The 3,370-nt window shown below is 72.5% G+C and carries 4 protein-coding genes; 2 read left to right on the forward strand and 2 right to left on the reverse strand.

Annotation, left to right across the window (positions count from 1 at the left end; all coding sequences use genetic code 11):
* Positions 1 to 248: 248 nt before the first annotated feature.
* Together QMK34_RS47080 and dgoD are read left to right on the forward strand one after the other, a co-directional pair.
* Positions 249 to 995: an SDR family NAD(P)-dependent oxidoreductase gene (locus QMK34_RS47080; protein WP_326421547.1), complete on the forward strand. Its 747-nt coding sequence runs from the start codon at positions 249 to 251 to the stop codon at positions 993 to 995.
* A gap of 10 nt (positions 996 to 1,005) precedes the next feature.
* Complete coding sequence (gene dgoD, locus QMK34_RS47085) at positions 1,006 to 2,154, forward strand: galactonate dehydratase (RefSeq protein WP_326421548.1); 1,149 nt, start codon at positions 1,006 to 1,008, stop codon at positions 2,152 to 2,154.
* A gap of 112 nt (positions 2,155 to 2,266) precedes the next feature.
* On the opposite strand, the gene QMK34_RS47090 is transcribed toward dgoD, so the two are convergent.
* Together QMK34_RS47090 and QMK34_RS47095 are read right to left on the reverse strand one after the other, a co-directional pair.
* Positions 2,267 to 2,554: a hypothetical protein gene (locus QMK34_RS47090; protein ID WP_326421550.1), complete on the reverse strand. Its 288-nt coding sequence runs from the start codon at positions 2,552 to 2,554 to the stop codon at positions 2,267 to 2,269.
* 35 nt (positions 2,555 to 2,589) lie between these two features.
* Positions 2,590 to 3,370 (reverse strand): NAD(P)/FAD-dependent oxidoreductase (locus QMK34_RS47095; RefSeq protein ID WP_326421551.1); only part of this gene is annotated, 781 nt, incomplete at its 5' end.

Genomic DNA, 3,370 nt, shown 5'->3' on the forward strand with positions numbered 1-3,370 from the left:
GCGACGCCAGGTCCAGCTCACCCGCCGGAGTGAGCGAGCCGGTCGCGCCGTCGCGCCGGAACCGGCCGATCCCGGTGCCCTTGCCGCCGGACACCGAGGTGTAGCACCCCATCAGGACGAGCTCCGTCACGTTCCTTGCCTCCAGCCGCACCAGGGGAATCTCGCGCGGCGCCGAGCCTAGCCCGCGCTGCCAGGCGCGTCCGGCGACAATGGCAGGGAAGATCGGTCAGCGGAAAGGGCGGTTACAGATGACGGCCGAACGAACACGGTGCGCCGTGGTGTCCGGGGCGGCCTCGGGGATCGGCGCCGCGACCGCCCGCAGGCTCGCGGGCGAGGGGCACGCGGTGATCGCCGTCGACGTCGCGGACGCCGTGGCCGGACTCGCCGAGCGGGTGACCGGCGAAGGCGGCCGGATGCGGGCCGTGGTCGGCGACGTCTCCGCCGACACCACCTGGACGGCGGTCGCCGAGGTCGCGGCCGGTTTCGGCGGGGTCACCGCGCTGGTCGGCAACGCCTACACCTCGACGGTCAAACCGCTGCACGAGATGACCCGCGCCGAGTGGTCGCGCCAGCTCGACGTCAACCTCACCGGCGCCTACCTCGGCGCCCGCGCCTGCCTGCCCTCGCTGAGGGCCAGGGGCGGCGCGGTCGTGTTCGTCTCGTCGGTGCACGCGCGGTTCGGGCTGCCGGGGCATCCGGCGTACGCCGCGACCAAGGGCGCGCTGGTCTCGCTCGCCCGGCAGCTGGCCGTCGAGTACGCGCCGGACGTGCGGGTCAACGCGGTCCTGCCCGGCCCGGTGCTCACCGAGGCGTGGGGCCGGATCAGCGACGAGGACCGCGAGCGCAGCGCGCTGGCCACCCCGGCGGGCAGGCTCGGGCAGCCGGACGAGGTCGCGGCGGTGATCTCGTTCCTGCTTTCCGACGCCGCGTCGTTCGTGACGGGCACCGAGCTGGTCGTCGACGGCGGCTGGTCGGCCGCCAAGGATTCCGCGTGAAGGGACTTGCGTGAAGATCACCGGTATCGAGACTTTCCTCGTCGCGCCGCGCTGGCTGTTCCTGAAGGTCAGTACGGACGAAGGCGTCAGCGGCTGGGGCGAACCCGTCGTCGAGGGCCGGGCGGAGACCGTCCGCGCCGCCGTGCACGAGCTGGGCGAGCTGGTGCTCGGCCGGGACCCGCTGCGCATCGAGGACCATTGGCAGGTCCTGCGCCGCGGCGGTTTCTACCGGGGCGGCCCGGTGCTGTCGAGCGCGCTGTCGGGGTTCGACCACGCGCTGTGGGACATCGCGGGAAAGGTCCGGTCCGCGCCCGTGCACGAGCTGCTCGGCGGGCCGGTGCGCGACCGCGTGCGCGTGTACTCCTGGGTCGGCGGCGACCGGCCCTCGAAGATCCGCGAGGCGGTGTCGGAGCAGGTGGAGGCGGGCTTCACCGCGGTGAAGATGAACGTCTCCGGCCCGATGCGGGCGATCGCCTCCCCGCGCGAGATGGACGACGTGCTGGCCAGGGCGCAGGAGGCTCGCGACGTGCTCGGACCCGACCGCGACCTCGCGATCGACTTCCACGGCCGGGTGTCCCCGGCGATGGCGCGACGGCTGATGCGGCTGCTGGAGGACGTCCGGCCGATGTTCGTCGAGGAGCCGGTCCTGCCGGAGACCCAGGGTGACGCACTGGCTTCGGTGGTGGCGGCCGGGACGACGCCGGTCGCGCTGGGGGAGCGGCTGTTCTCCCGCTGGGAGTTCAAACCGGTGCTCGACGCCGGGGTCGCGGTCGTGCAGCCGGACCCGTCGCACGCGGGCGGGATCTCCGAGGTCCGCCGGATCGCCGCGCTGGCCGAGATCTACGGCGCGAGCCTGGCCCCGCACTGCCCGCTGGGCCCGATCTCACTCGCGGCGAGCCTGCAGCTCGCGTTCGCGACGCCCAACTTCCTGATCCAGGAACAGAGTCTGCGCATGCACTACAACGGCGACTCGGAGCTGACGAGCTATCTGGTCGACACCTCGCCGTTCGAGTTCGTGGCCGGGTACGCGAACCGCCCGCTCGGTCCCGGCCTCGGCATCGAGGTCGACGAGGCCGCGGTCCGTCGCGCGGCGGAGCTCGGCCACCGCTGGCGCAACCCGGTGTGGCGCCACGAAGACGGCGGTTTCGCCGAATGGTGACGGGCTGGCTCCAATGCCAGGAACTTGAGCGAAGGGTCACCCAGGTGCGTTCTCCGTCCACAAAGGACTTGCCCGATTGCAGAAGAAGTCCCTGAAGGCCACCATGACGGCGTTAGACGCCGTCATGGTGGCCTTCAGGGACTTCGACCAGCTCGCCTGCCAGCACCTCCGGGGGAGCGTCCGAAAGGTCCTCCGGCTCCGTGTGACCGAACGCCGGGTCACGCAGCACGGCCGCGGCTTCGCGGTGACCGGAGGCCAGCAGGACGCCGTCCGCGATCGGCGTCACCGGCTGCCGCTCGCGCCACTGCCGGTAGAACGGGTACGGATCGGCGCGGTGCTCCTGACCGAACAGGGCCGCGACCCCGGCGTCGACGGTGAGTTCGGTGGCGTTCTCGGTCACGGACGGTCCCCCACCAGGACTAGCACAGATCGTGGCTAGGGGGCTTCGCGCCAGGAGGTGCGGTTGACGACGTGGGGGCGCAGGGTGCGGGCCTCGCGGGGGAGGTTCCAGGTCAGCGCGGCGCTGACCCGGCCGTCCACGCCGTAGAGCGCGGCGAACCGGCCGTCCGCCGGGTCCCCGGCCACGATCCGGAAGTCCGCGTCCTCGCTCGGGACGCCGTGCACCTGGACCTTCACCTCGTACTGGTCGGTCCAGAAGTATGGCACGGGTGCGAACGGGGATCCCTTACCCAGCAACGTCTTCGCTGCCGCTGTGCCTTGTTCTGTGGCGTTCATCCGGTGCTCGATCCGCAAGCGTCCGTGGTCCGGGTGCCGCCACGAGGCGACGTCCCCCGCCGCGACCACCCCGGGTGCGGCCAGGCAAAACTCGTCGCAGTCGACGCCGTTGCCCAGCTCGAGCCCGCTCCCGGTCAGCCAGCCGATGGCGGGTGACGAGCCGATGGCGACCAGCACCACGTCGGCGGGCAGCGTGCTCCCGTCGTCGAGCCGGACCGCGGTGACCCGGCCATCCTCGCCCGTCAGGCCGGAAACCCCGGTGCCACAACGCAAAGCGACGCCGTGGCGGGTGTGCAGCTCGCCCAGCAGACCGCTCACCACCTGGCCCAGCTGGCGGATCATCGGGCCGGGCAGCGGGTCGACGAGGGTGACTTCGAGCCCGAGTTCGCGCGCGACCGCCGCTGCCTCCGCGCCGAGGAAACCGGCGCCGACCACCACCAGGTTCCTCGCCCGCAGCAGCCTGACCCGCAGCGCCAGCGCG

Source organism: Amycolatopsis sp. H20-H5, assembly GCF_035828755.1.
Classification (GTDB): Bacteria; Actinomycetota; Actinomycetes; order Mycobacteriales; family Pseudonocardiaceae; genus Amycolatopsis.